We start from the raw sequence: 18,443 nt of genomic DNA on the forward strand, positions 1-18,443 counted from the left end.
TGGATCCGCCCCATGCCCTTTTCCTTTCGCGCCCTGCGTCTGGGGCTGATCACCCTGCTGATCGCGCTGGGTACCGCCCTGAGCGCCGGCTGGGCCATGCACCAGGCCAAGCGCCAGGCCATGGAAGACGACGCCCGGCGTGCCAGCCAGCAACTGGGGCTGTACGCCAACGCCCTGCACACCCTGATCGACCGCTACCGCGCCCTGCCCGCCGTACTGGCGCTGGACCCGGAACTGATCGCCGCCCTGCGCGGCCCGGTCAGCGAAGCGGTGCAGGACGCCCTGAACCGCAAGCTTGAGCGCATCAATGGCGCCGCCAATTCCTCCACCCTCGAACTGCTCGACCGCACTGGCCTGGCGATTGCCGCCAGCAATTGGCGACTGCCCAGCAGCTACGTCGGCTCCAACTACGGCTTTCGCCCGTACTTCAAGCAAACCCGTAGCCAGGGCAGTGGCCGCTTCTATGCCGTGGGCGTGACCAGCGGCGTGCCGGGCTACTTCCTCGCCAGCGCGGTGAATGATGAGCAGGGCCGCTTCCTCGGTGCCATGGTGGTCAAGCTGGAGTTCCCTGAACTGGAGCGCGAGTGGCGCCAAGGCAGCGATATCCTGCTGGTCAGCGACGCCCGCGGCATCACCTTCATCGCCAACCAGGATGGCTGGCGCTACCGCGAGCTCAAACCGCTCAGCAGTGCCGACCGCGCCGAGCTGGCTGAAACCCGGCAATACGACAAGCAACCCCTGGTGCCCTTGCAACACCAGGTGCTGACCCGTTTTGCCGAAAACAGCCACCTCAGCCGTGTGCAGGGCCCGCAAGGCAGCACCGAATACCTGTGGGAAAGCCTGCCGCTGCCTGGCGAGGCCTGGACCCTGCACCTGTTGCGTAAACCGCAGGTCGCCGCCAGTGGCCGCAATGCCGCCCTGGGGGCTGCCGCAGTGTGGCTGAGCCTGGTGTTTGCCGCGCTGTTCGTTAGCCAGCGCCTGCGCCTGGCGCGCCTGCGGCAACGCAACCGGGAAGAACTCAAACGCCAGGTCGAGGAGCGCACCCGCGAGCTGCGCACCGCTCAGGAGGGCCTGGTGCAATCGGCCAAGCTGGCGGCGCTCGGGCAGATGTCGGCGGCCATGGCCCATGAAATCAACCAGCCGCTGACCACCCAGCGCATGCAGCTCGAAACCCTGCGGCTGCTGCTCGACCATGGCCGTCATGACGAAGCACGTCAGGCGCTGGAACCGCTGGAGCAGATGCTGACGCGCATGGCCGCGCTCACCAGCCACCTGAAGACCTTCGCCCGCAATAGCCCAGTGGGCCTGCGCGAGCGGCTGGACCTGGCCACCGTGGTCGACCAGGCCTTGCACTTGCTGGAGGCACGCATTCGCAGCGAACAAGTTGAGGTAGCCCTGTACCTGGCCCGCCCTGCCTGGGTGCGCGGCGATGCCATCCGCCTGGAACAGGTGCTGATCAACCTGCTGCGCAACGCGCTCGACGCCATGGCCGACAAGCGTTACAAACGCCTGGAGATGCGCATCGAGCGCGATGGCGAACTGTGGCGCCTGAGTGTGCTCGACTCCGGTGGCGGCATTGCCGAGGCCGACCTGACCAAGGTCTTCGACCCGTTTTTCACCACCAAGCCGGTGGGCGAAGGCCTGGGGCTTGGCCTGGCGATCTCCTACGGGATCGTCCACGAGGCCGGTGGCCAGCTGCTGGCCGAAAACTTGCCCGGCGGTGCTCGCTTCAGCCTGACCCTGCCCCGAGACCTGGAGCCTGTATGTTGAATTCAGTGATCGTTGTCGATGATGAAGCCAGTATCCGCAGCGCGGTCGAACAGTGGCTAAGTCTGTCCGGCTTCAGCGTGCAGTTGTTCGCGCGCGCCGATGAATGCCTGGCCCACCTGCCCGCGCACTTTCCCGGAGTAATCATCAGCGATGTGCGCATGCCCGGCATGGATGGCCTGCAATTGCTCGAGCGCCTGCAGGCGGACGACCCCGACCTGCCGGTAATCCTGCTGACCGGCCACGGCGACGTGCCCATGGCTGTGGAGGCCATGCGCAGCGGGGCCTATGACTTCCTGGAAAAGCCCTTTACCCCGCAGCACCTGCTCGGCAGCCTGCGCCGTGCCCTGGAAAAGCGCCAGCTGGTGCTGGAAAACCGCCGGTTGCACGAACAGGCGGACCTCAAGTCACGCCTGGAGGACACGCTGCTGGGCATGTCGCAAGGCCTGCAAGCCCTGCGCCGGCAAGTGCTGGACCTGGCCAGCCTGCCGGTCAATGTGCTGATCCGTGGCGAAACCGGCAGTGGCAAGGAGCGGGTAGCCCGCTGCCTGCACGATTTTGGCCCTCGCGCCGGCAAGCCTTTTGTCGCCCTCAACTGCGCGGCAATCCCCGAGTCACTGTTCGAGGCCGAGCTTTTTGGCCATGAAAGCGGCGCCTTCACCGGTGCCCAGGGCAAGCGTATCGGCAAGCTGGAGTATGCCAACGGCGGCACGGTGTTCCTCGACGAGATCGAAAGCATGCCACTGGCCCAGCAGGCCAAGCTGTTGCGGGTCATACAGGAGCAGAAGCTGGAGCGCCTTGGGGCCAACCAGAGCATCAGCGTCGACCTGCGCATCATTGCCGCAACCAAGCCAGACCTGCTTGAAGAGGCCCGGGCCGGGCGTTTTCGTGAAGACCTCGCCTACCGGCTGAACGTAGCTGAACTGCGCCTGGCGCCCTTGCGCGAGCGGCGTGAAGACATCCCGCTGCTGTTCCAGCACTTTGCCCGGGCTGCTGGCGAAAAGCTTGGCCGTGTGGCGCCGCCGCTGTCGGGCGCTCAGCTGGCACAGCTACTGTCGCATGACTGGCCGGGCAATGTACGTGAGCTGGCCAATGCGGCAGAGCGGCATGCGCTGGGGTTGGGTGCGCCGAACATCGAAGTGGCCCCGGCCGGGCGGTCGCTGGGCGAACAGATCGAAGCGTTCGAGGCGCAGTGCCTGCGTGCGGCGTTGCGCCAGCATGGGGGCGAGATCAAGGCGGTGATGGAAACGTTGCAGCTGCCACGGCGTACGCTGAACGAAAAGATGCAGCGGCATGGGTTGGTGCGCGAGGATTTTATCGGGAGGTAATGAGCGGAAATCCGCTTATTGGGTGCGTACAGCAAGCGGAATTCCGCTTATTCCTTCGAGATTTTGGGGCTGCTTTGCAGCCCACGCCACACAAGGCCGCTCCTGCAGGGACAGCGCCGGCCTGCTTATTACGGGGTTCACTTGGGGTTGAATGCCCCCGAATGAATCACCACGCACCCATTTGGCACACCTTCTGCAATGGCCTTGGCAAGCTGCGCCACGGCGCGCTCCACAAAAACAACGAGAAGGTATCCCTGATGGATAACGCCACCTCCCTGCCCGCCGGGGCGGCCACCGCGCCTGCCGCAGAAAAAACCACCGCCAGCCGCCTGAAGTCGATCTTCAGCGGGTCCATCGGCAACATGGTGGAATGGTACGACTGGTACGTCTACGCCGCATTCTCGCTGTACTTCGCCAAGGCCTTCTTCCCGGCCGGCGATTCCACCGCACAACTGCTCAATACCGCTGCGATCTTTGCCGTCGGCTTCCTCATGCGCCCGATCGGTGGCTGGCTGATGGGCCTGTACGCCGACCGCAAAGGCCGCAAGGCCGCGCTGATGGCTTCGGTGCTGCTGATGTGCGCAGGTTCGCTGGTCATCGCCCTGACCCCGGGTTATGAAACCATCGGCGTGGCCGCCCCGATCCTGCTGGTCTTCGCACGCCTGCTGCAAGGGCTGTCGGTGGGTGGCGAATACGGCACCTCGGCCACCTACCTGAGCGAAATGGCCAGCAAGGAACGCCGTGGCTTCTTCTCCAGCTTCCAGTACGTGACCCTGATCTCCGGCCAGCTCATCGCCCTGGCGGTGCTGATCGTCCTGCAACAGACCCTCACCACCGAGCAGCTGTATGCCTGGGGCTGGCGCGTGCCGTTCGTGATCGGTGCCCTGTGCGCCGTGGTTGCCCTGTACCTGCGTCGCGGCATGGAAGAAACCGCGTCCTTCAGCAAGAAGGAAAAGGCCAAGGAAAGCCTGATGCGCACCCTGATGCGCCACCCCAAGGAGCTGATGACCGTGGTCGGCCTGACCATGGGCGGCACCCTGGCCTTCTACACCTACACCACTTACATGCAGAAGTACCTGGTCAACACCGTGGGCATGAGCATCAGCGACTCGACCACCATCTCGGCCGCCACGCTGTTCCTGTTCATGTGCCTGCAGCCGGTGATCGGCGGCCTGTCCGACAAGATCGGCCGACGCCCTATCCTGATCGCCTTCGGTGTGCTCGGCACCTTGTTCACCGTGCCGATCCTGAGCACGCTGCACACCATCCAGACCTGGTGGGGCGCGTTCTTCCTGATCATGGCGGCGCTGATCATCGTCAGCGGTTACACCTCGATCAACGCCGTGGTCAAAGCCGAGCTGTTCCCTACCGAAATTCGCGCACTGGGCGTGGGCCTGCCCTACGCGCTGACCGTGTCGATCTTCGGCGGCACTGCCGAGTACATAGCCCTGTGGTTCAAGAGCGTTGGCATGGAAAGCGGCTTCTACTGGTACGTCACCGCCTGCATCGCCTGCTCGCTGCTGGTTTACGCGACCATGAAGGACACCAAGCAGCACTCGCGGATTACTACTGACTGATGCTGGAGTTGCAAGACTGAAGGGGCGCTCCATCGCATGGGGCGCCCTTTTTTCATGATGCAAACGGGACAGTGAGCCAGTCGCCATCCCTATTCGTGGGGCTTGGTCAGGAAGTCGCCGAACGTGGCGCCGAAGGGGCGATGGTGCTGAGCAGCGCCTGAAAAATCGGTTGGGGATTGATGAAAAATACGGTCATCGGCCTCGGCCGTCAGGTTTTTCCTTCTTAACGCCCCATTAATTCCACACCATCAAGCTGCATTGGCTGGCAGAACGCTGCCCGCAACTGCGGACGCTTCCAGAGTCAGGCCGCTGTCCAATTCACCGGACCCGCGCCTCAACATATCGATTTATTAGATCTTAAAATGCATATTTTTGCGCTTTTTAATCAATTTAATCGGAGTAGCATTAAACCCATGGAAACAAACAACTTCATCCACCCCGGAGCAACGACCATGAAAAACAAACTTATCCTGACCTTGGCCCTTTCGGTTTTCGCTGCTGGCGCCTTCGCTGAAGATGGCTTTGACCGCACCGACGCCCACACCTTCGCCACAGCCCAGAGCCAATCCGCCAGCTACGCTGAAGATGGTTTCGACCGCACCGGTGGCCAACGCTTTGCTGAAGACGGTTTCGACCGCACCGGCGGCCAACGCTTTGCTGAAGACGGTTTCGACCGCACCGGCGGCCAACGCTTTGCTGAAGACGGTTTCGACCGCACCGGCGGCCAACGTTTTGCCGAAGACGGTTTCGACCGCACCAACGCCCACCGCATCAGCTGATCCCTGATGCGAGCGCCCAGCCCGGCTTTTGCCGGGCTTGATCATTTTCAGCCGGGCACAGGCTTGGCACACTAGGCGCCTTGTCCACCAGGAGGTAGGGCCAACAAGCCCAGCACAGATGTATTACTACGAACCCGCCAAAGGCCACGGCCTGCCCCACGACCCGTTCAACGCCATCGTCGGCCCCCGCCCTATCGGCTGGATCTCCTCACAGGACCGCGAAGGCCGCCTGAATCTGGCGCCTTACAGCTTCTTCAACGCCTTCAACTACATCCCGCCGATCATCGGTTTCTGCAGTGTCGGGCGCAAAGACAGCCTGAACAACATCGAGCAGACCGGCGAATTCGTCTGGAACCTGGCCACCCGTCCACTGGCGGAGCAGATGAACCAGAGCTGCGCGCCGGTTGCTGCCGAAGTGAACGAGTTCGAATTGAGCGGCCTCAGCGCAGCGCCATCGCGCATCGTCAAGGTGCCGCGTGTGGGCGAAACGCCGGTAGCCTTCGAGTGCAAGGTCAGCCAGATCGTGCAGCTCAAGCGGGCCGACCAGGCGCTGGTGCCCAGCTGGCTGATCCTGGGTGAAGTGGTGGCGGTGCACATTGCCGAGCACCTGCTTAACAACGGCATCTACGATACTGCTGCCGCCGAACCGATCCTGCGAGGCGGTGGCCCGGCGGACTATTTCGAGCTGGGCAACCTGTTCAAGATGGCCCGGCCGCCGGCCTGATCACCAGACCAGCTCACCCTCTTCGCTGACGCCCTGCAGGCGTTGCAGCTCGGCGGTGGCCGCTTCGTCGGCGGCCACGGCGCCCTTGAACACCTGCCCATCGAGCACCTTGTGGAAGCGCGGTGCGCCGCCTGCCAAAGCCTTGACCGCGATGGCCGCGTTGTAGCCGCCACCGTCCACCGGCACCATCGCCGAAACCGCTTCGAATTGCGGGAATTCCCTACGTGCCATGTTGCTGTCCGCTTCGTTGATCAATTTGCGGCATATTACTCCATTCAGCACCTGCGCCGAACCTGTGGGAGCTGGCTTGCCGGCGATAGGGCCAGTACAGGCAATACATCAATCAAAGGTATGCAGATCCAGGCTGCTGACCACCTGCGCCTGCACCAGCTCACCAAACACCTCCAGCGTCGGCGAAGCGAAGTATCCACTCATCGCCTGCTGGTCTTGCCAGCTTCCGCTGAGCAACCACAAGTCCGCATCCGCCTGCGATCGCTGCACGGTAAAACTCAGGCAACCTGGTGCACGCAACGAGGGCTCGAGCAGGTCACGCAGGCGCGCGCCCAGCTCCGCCGAGCGCCCGCTGCTGGCACGGATGAAAGCAAGGTGGGTGACCGGTTGTTGTAGGGTCATTGCACAATCTCCTTGAAGCCAGCGGACGGATAAACCAGGCTGCCAAGGTTAGGGTCTTGAGCGCGAGCCGCGTTAGGCCATTACTGCATGCCGATTGCCTGATCCTGCAATGCGGCAGGATCAGGCAATCGAGCTGCAGCTTTCGACTAGCGCCCGACACGGCGCAAACTTATGCTGCGTGGGTCATCAGAGGAACGCCAACATGACCACCGCCACCTCCACCGAGCCGTCCCTGGAGCTGCAGCGCCAGGAGCTTGCCGAGCTGATCCGTCGCCACGCCGGCGATCCCCATGGCCCGGCTTCGGCCATCGATGACCTGTACCTGGTGCGCTATACCGAAAACGTGCGCTCGGTACCAACCTTTGCCCAACCGGCGCTGTGCATTCTGGCCCAAGGCAGCAAAAGCCTGTTTCTCGGCGACGAGCAGTACGCCTATGACCCGCTGCACTACATGGTGGTATCGGTGACCCTGCCGCTGAGCGCCGTGAAGCTCGACGCCAGCCCCGAGAACCCCAGCCTTGGCGTGCGCCTGGACCTGGACCCTGCCGAGATCAGCCAGCTGATCGCCGAGAGCGGGCCGATGCTGGTGCCCAACCGCCCCTCGGGCCGAGGCCTGTATGTGGAAAAAACCGATGCCGCGTTGCTCGATGCCCTACTGCGGCTGATCCGCCTGCTGGAGACTCCGCGCGACATCGGTATGCTGGCGCCGCTGATCCGTCGTGAGATTCTCTACCGCCTGCTGCGTGGGCCGCAGGGTCATCGGCTGTATGAAATTGCCTTGGCCAATAGCCAGACGCACAGGGTTTGCCAGGCCATCAGCTGGCTCAACCAAAACTACCAGTTGCCCCTGCGCATCGAGGATCTTGCCCGGGAAGTGAACCTGAGCACCTCGACCTTGCACCACAGGTTCAAGGCGGTGACGTCCATGAGCCCGTTGCAGTATCAGAAACAGCTGCGCCTGCAGGAGGCGCGGCGGCTGATGCTCAATGACGGGCTTGAGGCGGCAGTGGCCGCCTACCGGGTGGGCTATGAAAGCCCGTCGCAGTTCAGCCGCGAATACAGCCGGCTGTATGGCGCACCGCCGATTCGCGATGTGGCCAGGTTGCGGGCTACCGCTGGGTGAAGCTCATGGTGGCTGTACCGGCCCAATCGCCGGCAAGCCTGCTTCCACAGGGATCGCATCAACCTGGCGGCATGCGCTGTACCTGTGGGAGCTGGCTTGCCGGCGATTGGGCCAGCACCAGCAATCCAGGATCAAAGTTCAACCAATGACCGTGTCCTGCCACTGATTCTGGTCCACCTGGATCAAGGTCGGCCCCTTGCGCGCCACCGCCTGCCCCAGCGCCGCCTGCAGTTGCGCCACATCCGCAACGTTTTCTGCCGCAGCCCCCAACGCCCGCGCCACACCGATGAAGTCCGGGGTATGAATATCCACCCCGACCGGCTCGATAGCGCGGTTGACCATGTACTTCTTGATCTCCTCGTACCCCTGGTTATTCCACAGCAGCACGACCAGCGGCACCTGTGCCTCCACCGCACTGGCCAGTTCCGGCAGGGTGAACTGCAAACCGCCATCGCCAATCAGGCACACCGCAGGCGCCCGCTCGCCGGCCTGCTGCGCGCTGCCCAGCCAGGCGCCCATGGCCGCTGGCAGGGCGTAGCCCAGGGTGCCGTAGCCAGTCGAGGCATTGAACCAGCGCCGTGGCTGGTCCATGTCCACGGTCAGGTTGCCGGTGTACACCGGCTGAGTAGAGTCGCCCACCAGAATCGCATTGGGCAGGCGTTCGAGAATCGCCTTCAGCAAACGCGTCTGACTCAGGGTTGGCTGATCCCAACCTTCTGCCAGCACCTGGCGCAGGTTGGCCACCCGGGTCACACCCCAAGTGCTCTCACGCACGGGCTGCGGCTGGGCCTGCAAGGCGCCGAGCAGTGCTTCGGCCGCCAGCTCGGCATCGGCCACCAGCGCTAGCTCTGGCAAGTAATTGCGCACGGTCTGGTCCGGGTCGATGTCGATGCGCAGCAGGCTGCCCGGAATCTCGAAACCACCTTTGAAGGTCACGTCATAGTCGGTTTCGGCAAGCTCGGTACCGATTGCCAGCACTACGTCGGCCTCAGCCACCAGCGCACGCGTGGCCGGGAGCGACTGGGTAGAGCCGATCTGCAGCGGGTGGCTGGCCGGCAGCAAACCCTTGGCATTGATTGTCAGCGCCACCGGGGCCTGCAGGTGTTCGGCCAGGCGCGCCAGCGCAGCCCCGGCAGCCAGCGCCCCGCCGCCCGCCAGGATCAATGGCCGCTTCGCCCGGGCCAGCCGCGCGGCCATCTGCGCCACGGCCTGCGGTGCGGCGCCCGCCCGGCTGCCACGCACCGGGCGGCCCGGCAGCAGCTGGTCGGCGGGTTCCACCAGCACATCCAGCGGGATCTCGATATGCACCGGGCGCGGCCGGGCACTGTCGAACACGGCAAAGGCCCGGGCCAGCACCTGCGGCAGGTCCGCCGCACTCATCAAGGTGTGGGAAAACGCGGCCACACCCGCTACCAGCGCCGCCTGGTTCGGCAGCTCGTGCAGCTTGCCACGGCCGCCGCCCAGCTGATCACGGGACTGCACACTGGAGATCACCAGCATCGGGATCGAGTCGGCATAGGCCTGGCCCATGGCGGTGGTGATATTGGTCATGCCCGGGCCGGTGATGATAAAACACACCCCGGGTTTGCCACGGGTGCGCGCATAGCCGTCGGCCATGAACCCCGCGCCCTGCTCATGGCGCGGCGTGACATGACGAATGGACGAGCCCGCCAGGCCACGGTAAAGCTCCACGGTGTGTACCCCGGGGATACCGAAGACATGGTCAACGCCATAGCCTTCAAGGAGTTTTACCAGTACTTCGCCGCACGTTGCCATCGGGGTTCACCATGTATCTTGTTGGGTTGAGCCCTTATTGGACCCAAGCGGTGGCTATGCCCACAATGCAAAAAAACACATACTAGCCATGTCCTGTAATCATGGCTTAGCGCAATGAAACGCCTCCCGCCCCTGCCCGCCCTCCACACATTTCTGGTCACCGCCCAGCACTGCAACTTCACCCGTGCCGGGCAACAGCTGCACATCACCCAAGGCGCGGTGAGCCGCCAGATCGCCGCCCTTGAGCAGCACCTGGGCTATGCCTTGTTCCAGCGCGAGGCCCGTGGCTTGAGCCTGACCCGTGAAGGCCAGGACTGGTTGCCACGGGTGCAGCAGGTGTTCGCGCTGATCGAACAAGGGGTGCACGAAGTGGGTGGGCGCCGCGCGACCTTGCAACTCAAGGCGCCGACCTGCGTGATGCGCTGGCTGCTGCCGCGCCTGATGGAATGGCAGGCACTGCGCCCGGATGTGCCGGTGGAACTGACCCCCACCGTGCAGCATGGGGTTGATTTTCGTCGGGAAGGCTTCGATGCCGCGGTGGTCTATGGCGATGCGCCAAACCATGGTCTGCATGTGCGTAAGCTGTTCGATGAACAGCTTACGCCGGTGTGTGCGCCGTCACTGCGCCAGGGGCCGGTACCGTTGCAGCAGGTCGAGGACCTGGCCCGGCACATGCTGTTGCACCCTTCGCGGGATGAGCACGACTGGCGGTTATGGCTGCAGGCGGCTGGGGTAACGCTGGCTGCACAGGGGCCGAAGCAACACTTCGAGACGCTGGACATGGCAATGGCCATGGCTTCACAGGGGACAGGGGTGGCTATCGGTGATTGGTCGCTGATTGGCGATGACTTGCGTGGTGGGCGGTTGTGCATGCCGTTTGCGCTGAAGGTGCTGACCGGTAAAGGTTATTACCTGGTGAGCCAGGCCAGGAACTTGCCGGCGGGATTGATGGAGTTGCTGGACTGGCTGGAGGGCCAGGCCAGCCTGTGAAGGCCTCTTCGCGGGCTCGCCCGCGAAGAAGGCAACTCAATAGCCGACTGTGAACCGCTGACGTGAATGCTGCGGCTTCTCCAGCTCATCCAGCATGGCAATCGCATAGTCGGCAAAGGTGATCCAGCTCTTGCCATCCGCACCGATCAGCAGATGGTCCTTGCCCAACGTGTAGTGCCCGCTGCGCGCCCCTTCAACGAACTCCGCCGACGGTGAGAGGAACGTCCAGTCCAGGTTCGGCTCGCGCTGCAACGCCTCCAGAAAACGCACCCCGGCAGTGGCCTCGGCCTTGTACGCCTCCGGGAAGTCCGGGCTGTCGATTACCCGAAGCCCCGACGGCAGCAACAGGCTGCCGGCACCGCCCACCACCAGCAGGCGCTTGACCCCGGCGCGCTTGACCGGTTCGATGATGGCCTGCGGCTCCATGGTGGAGAAATGCGCCGCGCTCAGCACCGCGTCCACACCCGCCACTGCCGCTTGAAGGGCCGCGCTGTCCTTGGCATCCAGTGCCATGACGGTCACCCCGTCACGCCCCTGCAGCTTCGAAGGGTCGCGGGCAATGGCCAGCACGCTGTGACCACGGCGCAGGACCTCTTCCAGCAACTGGCTGCCAGCGCGGCCAGTGGCACCGATGATTGCAATCTTGCTCATGGGATACTCTCCATCAGTTGAACGGAATTACCACTTCATTTCGCCCTTGGCGACCTTGGCCCCCAGCTCCAGCGAGCTTTCATCGGCCAGGCCCGGGTAACGCTGCTTCATCGCCTTGATCAACGCGCCAGCATCTTTCGCCTTGGCGGTTTCGGCATCGAAAGCACGGATGTAGTCGGCAGTAAAGCGCACGGCCTTCAGCGAGCGGCTGCTATCGCCCAGGTAGTGGCCCGGGATGACCGTGCGCGGCGCCAACGCTTCGATGTGCGCCAGGGTGCCAAGCCAGTCGGCGTGCGACCTGGCCGTTTGCGTGTCGGCCATCCATACATGAATATGCTCGGACACCACCACGCCACCCACCACCGCCTTGATCGACGGGATCCACACAAAGCTGCGATCCGGCTGCGGGCCATCCAGGCCGACCACCTCGAGGGCCTGCCCTTCCAGGGTCAGGCTGTGGCCCTCGAGCACCTGCGGCACCACCAGCCTTACCGGTTTGTCCGCACCCATCTGCGGCCCCCAGTACGCCAGCTTGGCATCCATCGTCTGGCGAATGTGCGCAACGGTGGCCGCCGAGGCCAGCACCTTGGCATCGGGGAAGGCCTGGGTCAGGGTGTCGAGGCCAAAGTAGTAGTCCGGGTCGCCATGGCTGATGTAGATGCTGGCCAGGTATTTGCCACTGGCCCGCAGGCGCTGTACCAGCTGCTCCGCCTGGGCCTTGCCGAACTGGGCATCGACCAGCACGGCGTCGTGCTGGCCGCTGACGATCACCGAGCTGACCGGGAAAATCGCCGCGTGCCCGGGGTTGTAGACCTCCAGCTGCAAGGGTTCGGCGGCCAGCACCGGGCCGGCCAGGGTTACACAGGCCAGCAGCAGGCCACGCAAAGGGGTGAACAGAGACATGGGCAACGCCTTCAGATGAGCAATGCCCTACAGCTTAGTTGCCAGATCCGTGACAAAAAATGCGATGCTTGAACATAGTTTGTTTCTGAAACCGGGCAAATCATGGACCGTCTCAACGCCATGCGCGTTTTCGTCACCGTCGTCGACCTGGGCAGCCAGTCGGCGGCGGCTGATCAGCTGCAGCTTTCTCGCCCCGTCGTGTCGCGTTACCTGGCCGAGCTGGAGGCGTGGGTGGGCGCCCGGCTGATGCAGCGCACCACCCGCAAGCTCAGCCTCACCGCTGCCGGGCAGGAAACCTTGCCGCGCTGCCGGCAATTGCTGGAACTGGCCGGAGACCTGCAGGCGGCGGTGCAGCAGCCAGATGACGCGCCGAAAGGCGCACTGCGTATCAGCGTCAGTACCTCCTTCGGCCAGGCACAGCTGGCGGATGCAGTGGCTGCTTATGTGCGCCGCTACCCTGGGGTGAAGGTGGAACTGCAGATGCTCGACCGCACCGTCAACCTGGTGGATGAGCGCATCGACCTGGCAATCCGCACCAGCAACGACCTGGACCCCAACCTGATCGCCCGGCGCCTGACCGTGTGCCGTTCGGTGGTCTGCGCGGCACCGGCCTACCTGCACGAGCATGGCACGCCGCAACGGGTCGAGGAATTGAGCCGACACAACTGCCTGACCCATGCCTACTTCGGGCACAGCCTCTGGCAATTCGAGGTGGCCGGCCAGCAGGTCGCGGTGCCGGTGGCGGGGAACATCAGTGCCAACGAGGCGATGACCCTGCAGAAAGCCGCGCTGGCCGGCGCCGGCATCGCCCTGCTGCCCACCTACCAGGCCGCCGAGGCCCTGCGCAGAGGTGTGCTGGTGCGCCTGCTGCCACAAGCCAAGCCGCGCGAGCTGAGTCTCAATGCCGTGTACACCTCGCGCAAGCACATGCCGGCCACCTTGCGCAGCATGCTGGACTTTCTGGTACAGCGGTTTCAGGACGAGCCGGAGTGGGACCGCGATTTGTAATGGACATAGTGGCCTCATCGCCGGCAAGCCAGCTCCCACAGGTATAGCGCTGGCTTTGGCTGCGATGGCGTACCTGTGGGAGCTGGCTTGCCGGCGAAGAGGCCGGTGCATGTCAACGTATAGACTATGCTTCTTGGTATCACCTATCGCTGTACCAGGAGGTGAGCACCATGGGCATCAAATCAAGAAGAGTCGCCCTTGTCATGGCCCTGACTGCAGTCGCAGGGCTCTACGGCTCAGCCTGCTGGCGCGCCGAGCTGCTGCGCAGCCAGCCCAGCGCCGCCGCCAGTTGCGAGCAGGCACATTGCGTGCCTCACAGCGCAACCTTGAGCGCCGTCCGTTGAGTTGACGGCGCCCCGGCCGCTCACTCTTCGACGCTCATGTATTCCTTGGCCCAGCGGATGTAGTCCTCAGGCTGGGTGTAGGTGTGCGAGAGCTCGGTAGCGCTCAGGCTTTCCGATTTGTTCTGCTGGCCGCGCTGCAGCCGCAGGCAGTCATACGTGGCCTTGATCGCGGCAAAGTAGGCGGCATGGCCATCTACCACGATGCGCACGCCAAGGCGTGCCAGGCGTTCGTCGTCGCGCAGGTTCGGGTTCGCATAGGTGACCAGCATCAGCGGCACGGTGAGGTGCTCGGCGATCTTTTCCAGCTGCTCGAAGTCCTTCACACCCACCATACAGATGCCATCGGCGCCGGCCTTCTGGTAGCTCTGGGTGCGCACGATGATTTCTTCGGTGCTGAGCACGCCAGCGTTGGTGCGGGCAATGATCGACAGCGAGGAATCGACCCGCGCCTCCAGCGCCGCACGGATCTTGCCCACGCCTTCCTCGACCGGGATCAGGTCGGTCGACTTGCGGCCGAACTGGGCAGGCAGCAGGGTGTCCTCGATGGTCAGCGCAGCCACACCGGCGCGCTCCAGTTCGGTGACCGTGCGCATCACGTTCAGCGCGTTGCCATAGCCATGGTCGGCGTCAGCCAGCACCGGCAGCTGCGCTACCCGGCCGATACGAGTGGCCTGTTCGACGAACTCGCTGAGGGTGATCAGGGCGAAGTCCGGCGCGGCCAGCACCTGCAACGACGCGACGGAACCGCCAAGGATGCCGACCTCGAAGCCCAGGTCTGCGGCAATGCGTGCCGACATCGGGTCGAATACCGATGCGGTGTGGAAACAGGAACCTGAAGCGAGCAGCTCGCGGAAGGCAAAACGCAGATCTTGATGGGAAGCCTTGGGCATGATCACTCCGCAATGTAAGTTGAAATTTGAACGGTAACTACCGACCCCTGTAATCGGGTCTACCTGGCCTGTTCCAACCGACGCGTTCCGGGCGGTCATGCTCGACATGCAGGCAGAGGAATAAAAGGTGTGGGAGACAACGGGCGGAAAACCTGCGGCATATTGTTGCACCAAGCTGGTGCAGGCCCCGGATTTCAGCCGCTGTGGCATACCAACGATATCACGCGGCCATGCAGCACTGGATGAATGCGCCAATGCCGATCTTGCATAGGGGATGCAGATAGTACATAGGAAGCTACCTAACTCAGGTTACAATTCGTGGGTTCTTCGCCGGCAAGCCCGTGAAGAAGCAGCCAAACACAGACAAGGTAAACCCGTGACCGCCGCCCTGCCGCCCACCTCCCTGCGCAACGTGCTCACCGCCCTGATGCTGGCGATCTTCCTCGGCGCGCTCGACCAGACCATCGTCGCCGTCTCGCTGCCGGCGATCTCGGCCCAGTTCAACGATGTCGGTCTGCTGGCCTGGGTCATCTCCGGCTACATGGTGGCGATGACCGTGGCCGTGCCGATCTACGGCAAGCTCGGTGACCTGTACGGTCGCCGGCGGATGATCCTCACCGGCATCAGCCTGTTCACGGTGGCCTCGATTGCCTGCGCCCTGGCCCAGGACATGCCGCAACTGGTGCTGGCCCGGGTGCTGCAGGGCATTGGCGCAGGCGGTATGGTTTCGGTGAGCCAGGCAATCATCGGCGACTTCGTGCCGCCGCGCGAACGCGGCCGCTACCAGGGTTACTTCAGCAGCATGTATGCAGTGGCCAGCGTCGCCGGGCCGGTGCTGGGCGGCTGGCTCACCGAGTACCTGTCGTGGCGCTGGGTGTTCTGGATCAACCTGCCGCTGGGGCTGGTGGCCTTGTGGGCAATCCGCCGGGCCCTGGGCGGCCTGCCGGTGCAGCGTCGCCAGGCCCGGGTGGACTACGTGGGCGCCGTGCTGCTGATCCTTGGCCTGGGCAGTTTGCTGTTGGGCATCACCTTGGTCGGCCAGGGCCATAGCTGGGCCAATCCGGCCGTACTGGCGCTGTTCGCTTGCGCCGTGCTCGGCCTGGCGCTGTTCACCGTCCATGAACGCCGCTGCCCAGAGCCACTGCTGCCGCTCGGTCTGTTCGGCAACCGGGTGGCAGTGCTGTGCTGGGGGGTGATCTTTTTCGCCAGTTTCCAGTCGATTTCCCTGACCATGCTGATGCCCTTGCGCTACCAGGGCATCACCGGCGCCGGCGCCGACAGCGCCGCCCTGCATTTGCTGCCGCTGGCCATGGGGCTGCCCATGGGCGCCTTCACCGGCGGGCGCATGACCAGCCGAACCGGGCGCTACAAGCCGCAGATCCTTGCCGGGGCGCTGCTGATGCCGCTGGCCATCTTCGCCATGGCGCTGACACCGCCGCAGTCGGCGCTGCTCAGCGCACTGTTCATGTTACTGACCGGGATTGCCTGCGGGCTGCAGTTCCCGACCTCGCTGGTGGGTACGCAAAGTGCGGTGGACAGCAGGGATATTGGCGTCGCCACCAGCACCACCAACCTGTTCCGCTCGTTCGGTGGTGCCATGGGTGTGGCGTGCATGTCCAGCCTGCTGCTGACGCTGCTGCACCAGGGCGGCTTCGAACTGCTGGGCAACCCATTGCTTGGCAGCTTGAAGGCTGGCGAGGTGGACCTGGCAACGCAGGGGCGGCTACTGGAGACGTTCCGGCAGCTGCTGATGGCCAGTGCTGCCGTGGCTGTACTGGGGCTGGTTGCAGCGATTGCCTTGCCAGACCGGCAGTTACGCGGCCATTAGGGGCGCCCCGCGCCGCGCATTTAATCCTCTGTTAATACGTGGGGGAAACACTCCCTCACAATCCTTAACAAAGTGTCATTTGCGCAGAGCCGGGCTCAAGCGCAGCATATCCAGCCCGGTGTCGACCCATTTTTCGACATCACCCAACAGATCGAAACTGTCAGGCAGCAGCAGCCAGCGCCCGATCAGGCCATCCACATACGCGAAGATGGCCACCGCCGAGCGCTCGACATCCAGCTCGCCCGGCAGCTGCCCCCGGCGCACGGCATTGGCCAACGCCAGGGCAACGCCCTTATGGCAATCCAGCACCGCACCTTGCCGTTGCTGGCGAATTTCACACATGTCATCGGTGAACTCGCACTTGTGATGCAGGATTTCATTGATACGCCGGGTCCGGGCATCGAGCACCAGCTCGTTGAACACCTGCAGCAGCAATTTGCGCATGCAGCCAAGCGGGTCGACTTCGTCCTCGCTTTCGCTCGCCCGCGCCAGGTGGTCATGGGTCTCGTGCAGGCTGTCGAGCAATGCCTGCACCAGCTCGGCCTTGTTGTTGAAGTGCCAGTAGATCGCGCCCCGGGTCACACCCGCCAGTTCGGCGATGTCGGCCAGGGTGGTGCGCGCAACCCCGCGCTTGTAGAAAGCCCTTTCCGCCGCCTCGATGATCTGGGCGCGGGTTTCCTGGGCTTCCTCTTTGGTTCGACGGACCATGGCAGTACAACCTCATCTGGCCCGAACGCGCGGCGCGCACGGGAGAACGCTTCTCGGGCACCTCTGCAGGGGGCCTCACGGATAAGCTAATCAGGGCTGTGGCAGTACCCAAGTACCACCCAGCGGTATTTACAAACAACCATGAATGTAAGTATATTCCTTAGCAAGCTATTTATCTACCGGATAGCAATTTTTCCAGATCAGACTCTTCCATTACTCTTGAGCGTCTCCCTGCTCTAGCGATCCGAGGATCCTCATGCAATTCAAGCCAGCCGTTACCGCTCTGGTTTCCGCCGTCGCCCTGGCAACCCTGCTCAGTGGCTGCAAGAAAGAAGAAGCAGCGCCAGCGGCGCAGGCTCCTCAGGTCGGCGTCGTGACCATCCAGCCGCAAGCCTTCACCCTGACCTCGGAACTGCCGGGGCGTACCAGTGCCTACCGCGTCGCCGAAGTGCGCCCGCAGGTCAACGGCATCATCCTCAAGCGCCTGTTCAAGGAAGGCAGCGACGTCAAGGAAGGTCAGCAGCTGTACCAGATCGACCCTGCCGTGTACGAAGCCACGCTGGGCAATGCCCAGGCCAACCTGCAGGCCACCCGCTCCCTGGCCGAGCGCTACAAGCAGCTGATCGACGAGCAGGCGGTGTCCAAGCAGGAATACGACGACGCCAATGCCAAACGATTGCAGGCCGAGGCTTCGCTCAAGAGCGCCCAGATCGACCTGCGCTATACCAAGGTGCTGGCACCGATCAGCGGCCGTATCGGCCGTTCTTCGTTCACCGAGGGTGCACTGGTGAACAACGGCCAGACCAACGCCATGGCCACCATCCAGCAGCTCGACCCGATGTACGTCGACGTCACCCAGTCCACCGCCGAGCTGCTCAAGCTGCGCCGTGACCTCGAAAGCGGCCAGCTGCAGAAGGCCGGCGACAACGCCGCCTCGGTGCAACTGGTGCTGGAAGACGGCAGCCTGTTCAAGCAGCAAGGCCGCCTGGAATTCTCCGAAGTGGCGGTCGACGAGACCACCGGTTCGGTCACCCTGCGCGCCATCTTCCCCAACCCCGACCACACCCTGCTGCCTGGCATGTTCGTGCATGCGCGGCTCAAGGCCGGGGTCAACGCCAACGCCATCCTGGCCCCGCAACAGGGCGTGACCCGCGACCTGAAAGGCGCGCCGACCGCGCTGGTGGTCAACCAGGAAAACAAGGTCGAACTGCGCCAGCTCAAGGCCAACCGTACCCTGGGCAGCGACTGGCTGATCGAGGAAGGCCTGAACCCGGGCGATCGCCTGATCACCGAAGGCCTGCAGTACGTGCGCCCTGGCGTCGAGGTCAAGGTCAGCGAAGCCACCAACGTCCAGAAGCCGGCCAGCCCCGACCAGGCCAACACGGCGAAAGCAGACGCCAAAGCGGAGTAAACC

General features: G+C 63.8%; 17 protein-coding genes. 10 read left to right on the top strand and 7 right to left on the bottom strand.

Features of this window, described 5'->3' with window-relative positions; all coding sequences use genetic code 11:
- Positions 1 to 12 precede the first annotated feature (12 nt).
- From AC5O5I_RS22920 to AC5O5I_RS22940, 5 genes are all read left to right on the top strand, one after another.
- Complete coding sequence (locus AC5O5I_RS22920; RefSeq protein ID WP_172227854.1) at positions 13 to 1,770, top strand: sensor histidine kinase; 1,758 nt, start codon at positions 13 to 15, stop codon at positions 1,768 to 1,770.
- Entirely contained in the window at positions 1,764 to 3,095 is a 1,332-nt protein-coding gene (locus AC5O5I_RS22925; RefSeq protein ID WP_172227852.1) for a sigma-54-dependent transcriptional regulator, read from the top strand. The genes AC5O5I_RS22920 and AC5O5I_RS22925 overlap by 7 nt, the downstream gene beginning before the upstream one ends.
- A 257-nt stretch (positions 3,096 to 3,352) precedes the next feature.
- Positions 3,353 to 4,672, top strand: a complete 1,320-nt coding sequence (locus AC5O5I_RS22930) for an MFS transporter (RefSeq protein ID WP_172227850.1) — start codon at positions 3,353 to 3,355, stop codon at positions 4,670 to 4,672.
- A gap of 452 nt (positions 4,673 to 5,124) precedes the next feature.
- Entirely contained in the window at positions 5,125 to 5,451 is a 327-nt protein-coding gene (locus tag AC5O5I_RS22935; RefSeq protein ID WP_172287500.1) for a hypothetical protein, read from the top strand.
- A gap of 118 nt (positions 5,452 to 5,569) precedes the next feature.
- Positions 5,570 to 6,175 (top strand): flavin reductase family protein, encoded by a 606-nt coding sequence (locus AC5O5I_RS22940; RefSeq protein WP_172227846.1) that lies wholly within the window; start codon positions 5,570 to 5,572, stop codon positions 6,173 to 6,175.
- Here the strand turns inward: AC5O5I_RS22940 and AC5O5I_RS22945 are convergent, their stop codons facing one another.
- Complete coding sequence (locus AC5O5I_RS22945; RefSeq protein WP_172227844.1) at positions 6,176 to 6,406, bottom strand: hypothetical protein; 231 nt, start codon at positions 6,404 to 6,406, stop codon at positions 6,176 to 6,178.
- Positions 6,407 to 6,514: 108 nt separating this feature from the next.
- Entirely contained in the window at positions 6,515 to 6,808 is a 294-nt protein-coding gene (locus AC5O5I_RS22950; RefSeq protein WP_172227842.1) for a putative quinol monooxygenase, read from the bottom strand.
- 202 nt (positions 6,809 to 7,010) lie between these two features.
- Between AC5O5I_RS22950 and AC5O5I_RS22955 the strand changes: the two genes are divergently transcribed.
- Entirely contained in the window at positions 7,011 to 7,931 is a 921-nt protein-coding gene (locus AC5O5I_RS22955) for an AraC family transcriptional regulator (protein WP_494511621.1), read from the top strand.
- 138 nt (positions 7,932 to 8,069) lie between these two features.
- On the opposite strand, the gene AC5O5I_RS22960 is transcribed toward AC5O5I_RS22955, so the two are convergent.
- Complete coding sequence (locus AC5O5I_RS22960; protein ID WP_494511622.1) at positions 8,070 to 9,707, bottom strand: 5-guanidino-2-oxopentanoate decarboxylase; 1,638 nt, start codon at positions 9,705 to 9,707, stop codon at positions 8,070 to 8,072.
- A 114-nt stretch (positions 9,708 to 9,821) separates the two neighbouring features.
- Here AC5O5I_RS22960 and AC5O5I_RS22965 point away from each other — a divergent pair, with 114 nt between their 5' ends.
- The gene (locus tag AC5O5I_RS22965) at positions 9,822 to 10,697 is read left to right on the top strand and encodes a LysR substrate-binding domain-containing protein (protein ID WP_494511623.1); all 876 of its coding nucleotides are present in this window, start codon (positions 9,822 to 9,824) and stop codon (positions 10,695 to 10,697) included.
- Between the two features lie 36 nt (positions 10,698 to 10,733).
- Here the strand turns inward: AC5O5I_RS22965 and AC5O5I_RS22970 are convergent, their stop codons facing one another.
- Positions 10,734 to 11,348 (bottom strand): NAD(P)-dependent oxidoreductase, encoded by a 615-nt coding sequence (locus tag AC5O5I_RS22970; protein WP_172226650.1) that lies wholly within the window; start codon positions 11,346 to 11,348, stop codon positions 10,734 to 10,736.
- Between the two features lie 27 nt (positions 11,349 to 11,375).
- Positions 11,376 to 12,251 (bottom strand): MBL fold metallo-hydrolase, encoded by an 876-nt coding sequence (locus tag AC5O5I_RS22975; RefSeq protein ID WP_172287492.1) that lies wholly within the window; start codon positions 12,249 to 12,251, stop codon positions 11,376 to 11,378.
- Between the two features lie 102 nt (positions 12,252 to 12,353).
- On the opposite strand from AC5O5I_RS22975, the gene AC5O5I_RS22980 reads away from it, so the two are divergent.
- A complete protein-coding gene (locus AC5O5I_RS22980; RefSeq protein ID WP_172226644.1) occupies positions 12,354 to 13,259 on the top strand; it encodes a LysR family transcriptional regulator in 906 nt (301 codons plus the stop codon).
- A gap of 364 nt (positions 13,260 to 13,623) precedes the next feature.
- Here AC5O5I_RS22980 and AC5O5I_RS22985 read toward each other — a convergent pair whose 3' ends face one another.
- Positions 13,624 to 14,493: an isocitrate lyase/PEP mutase family protein gene (locus tag AC5O5I_RS22985; protein WP_172226641.1), complete on the bottom strand. Its 870-nt coding sequence runs from the start codon at positions 14,491 to 14,493 to the stop codon at positions 13,624 to 13,626.
- Positions 14,494 to 14,869: 376 nt separating this feature from the next.
- Between AC5O5I_RS22985 and AC5O5I_RS22990 the strand changes: the two genes are divergently transcribed.
- Positions 14,870 to 16,321 carry an MDR family MFS transporter gene (locus tag AC5O5I_RS22990; RefSeq protein WP_494511624.1) on the top strand — a complete coding sequence of 484 codons (1,452 nt, stop codon included), beginning with the start codon at positions 14,870 to 14,872 and terminating at the stop codon, positions 16,319 to 16,321.
- Between the two features lie 75 nt (positions 16,322 to 16,396).
- Here the strand turns inward: AC5O5I_RS22990 and ttgR are convergent, their stop codons facing one another.
- A complete protein-coding gene (gene ttgR / locus AC5O5I_RS22995) occupies positions 16,397 to 17,029 on the bottom strand; it encodes an efflux transport transcriptional regulator TtgR (RefSeq protein ID WP_172226635.1) in 633 nt (210 codons plus the stop codon).
- A 256-nt stretch (positions 17,030 to 17,285) separates the two neighbouring features.
- On the opposite strand from ttgR, the gene ttgA reads away from it, so the two are divergent.
- The gene (ttgA, locus tag AC5O5I_RS23000; protein WP_172226632.1) at positions 17,286 to 18,440 is read left to right on the top strand and encodes a toluene efflux RND transporter periplasmic adaptor subunit TtgA; all 1,155 of its coding nucleotides are present in this window, start codon (positions 17,286 to 17,288) and stop codon (positions 18,438 to 18,440) included.
- Positions 18,441 to 18,443 lie beyond the last annotated feature (3 nt).

The sequence above is a fragment of the Pseudomonas sp. 9_2_1 genome (genome assembly GCF_059295275.1).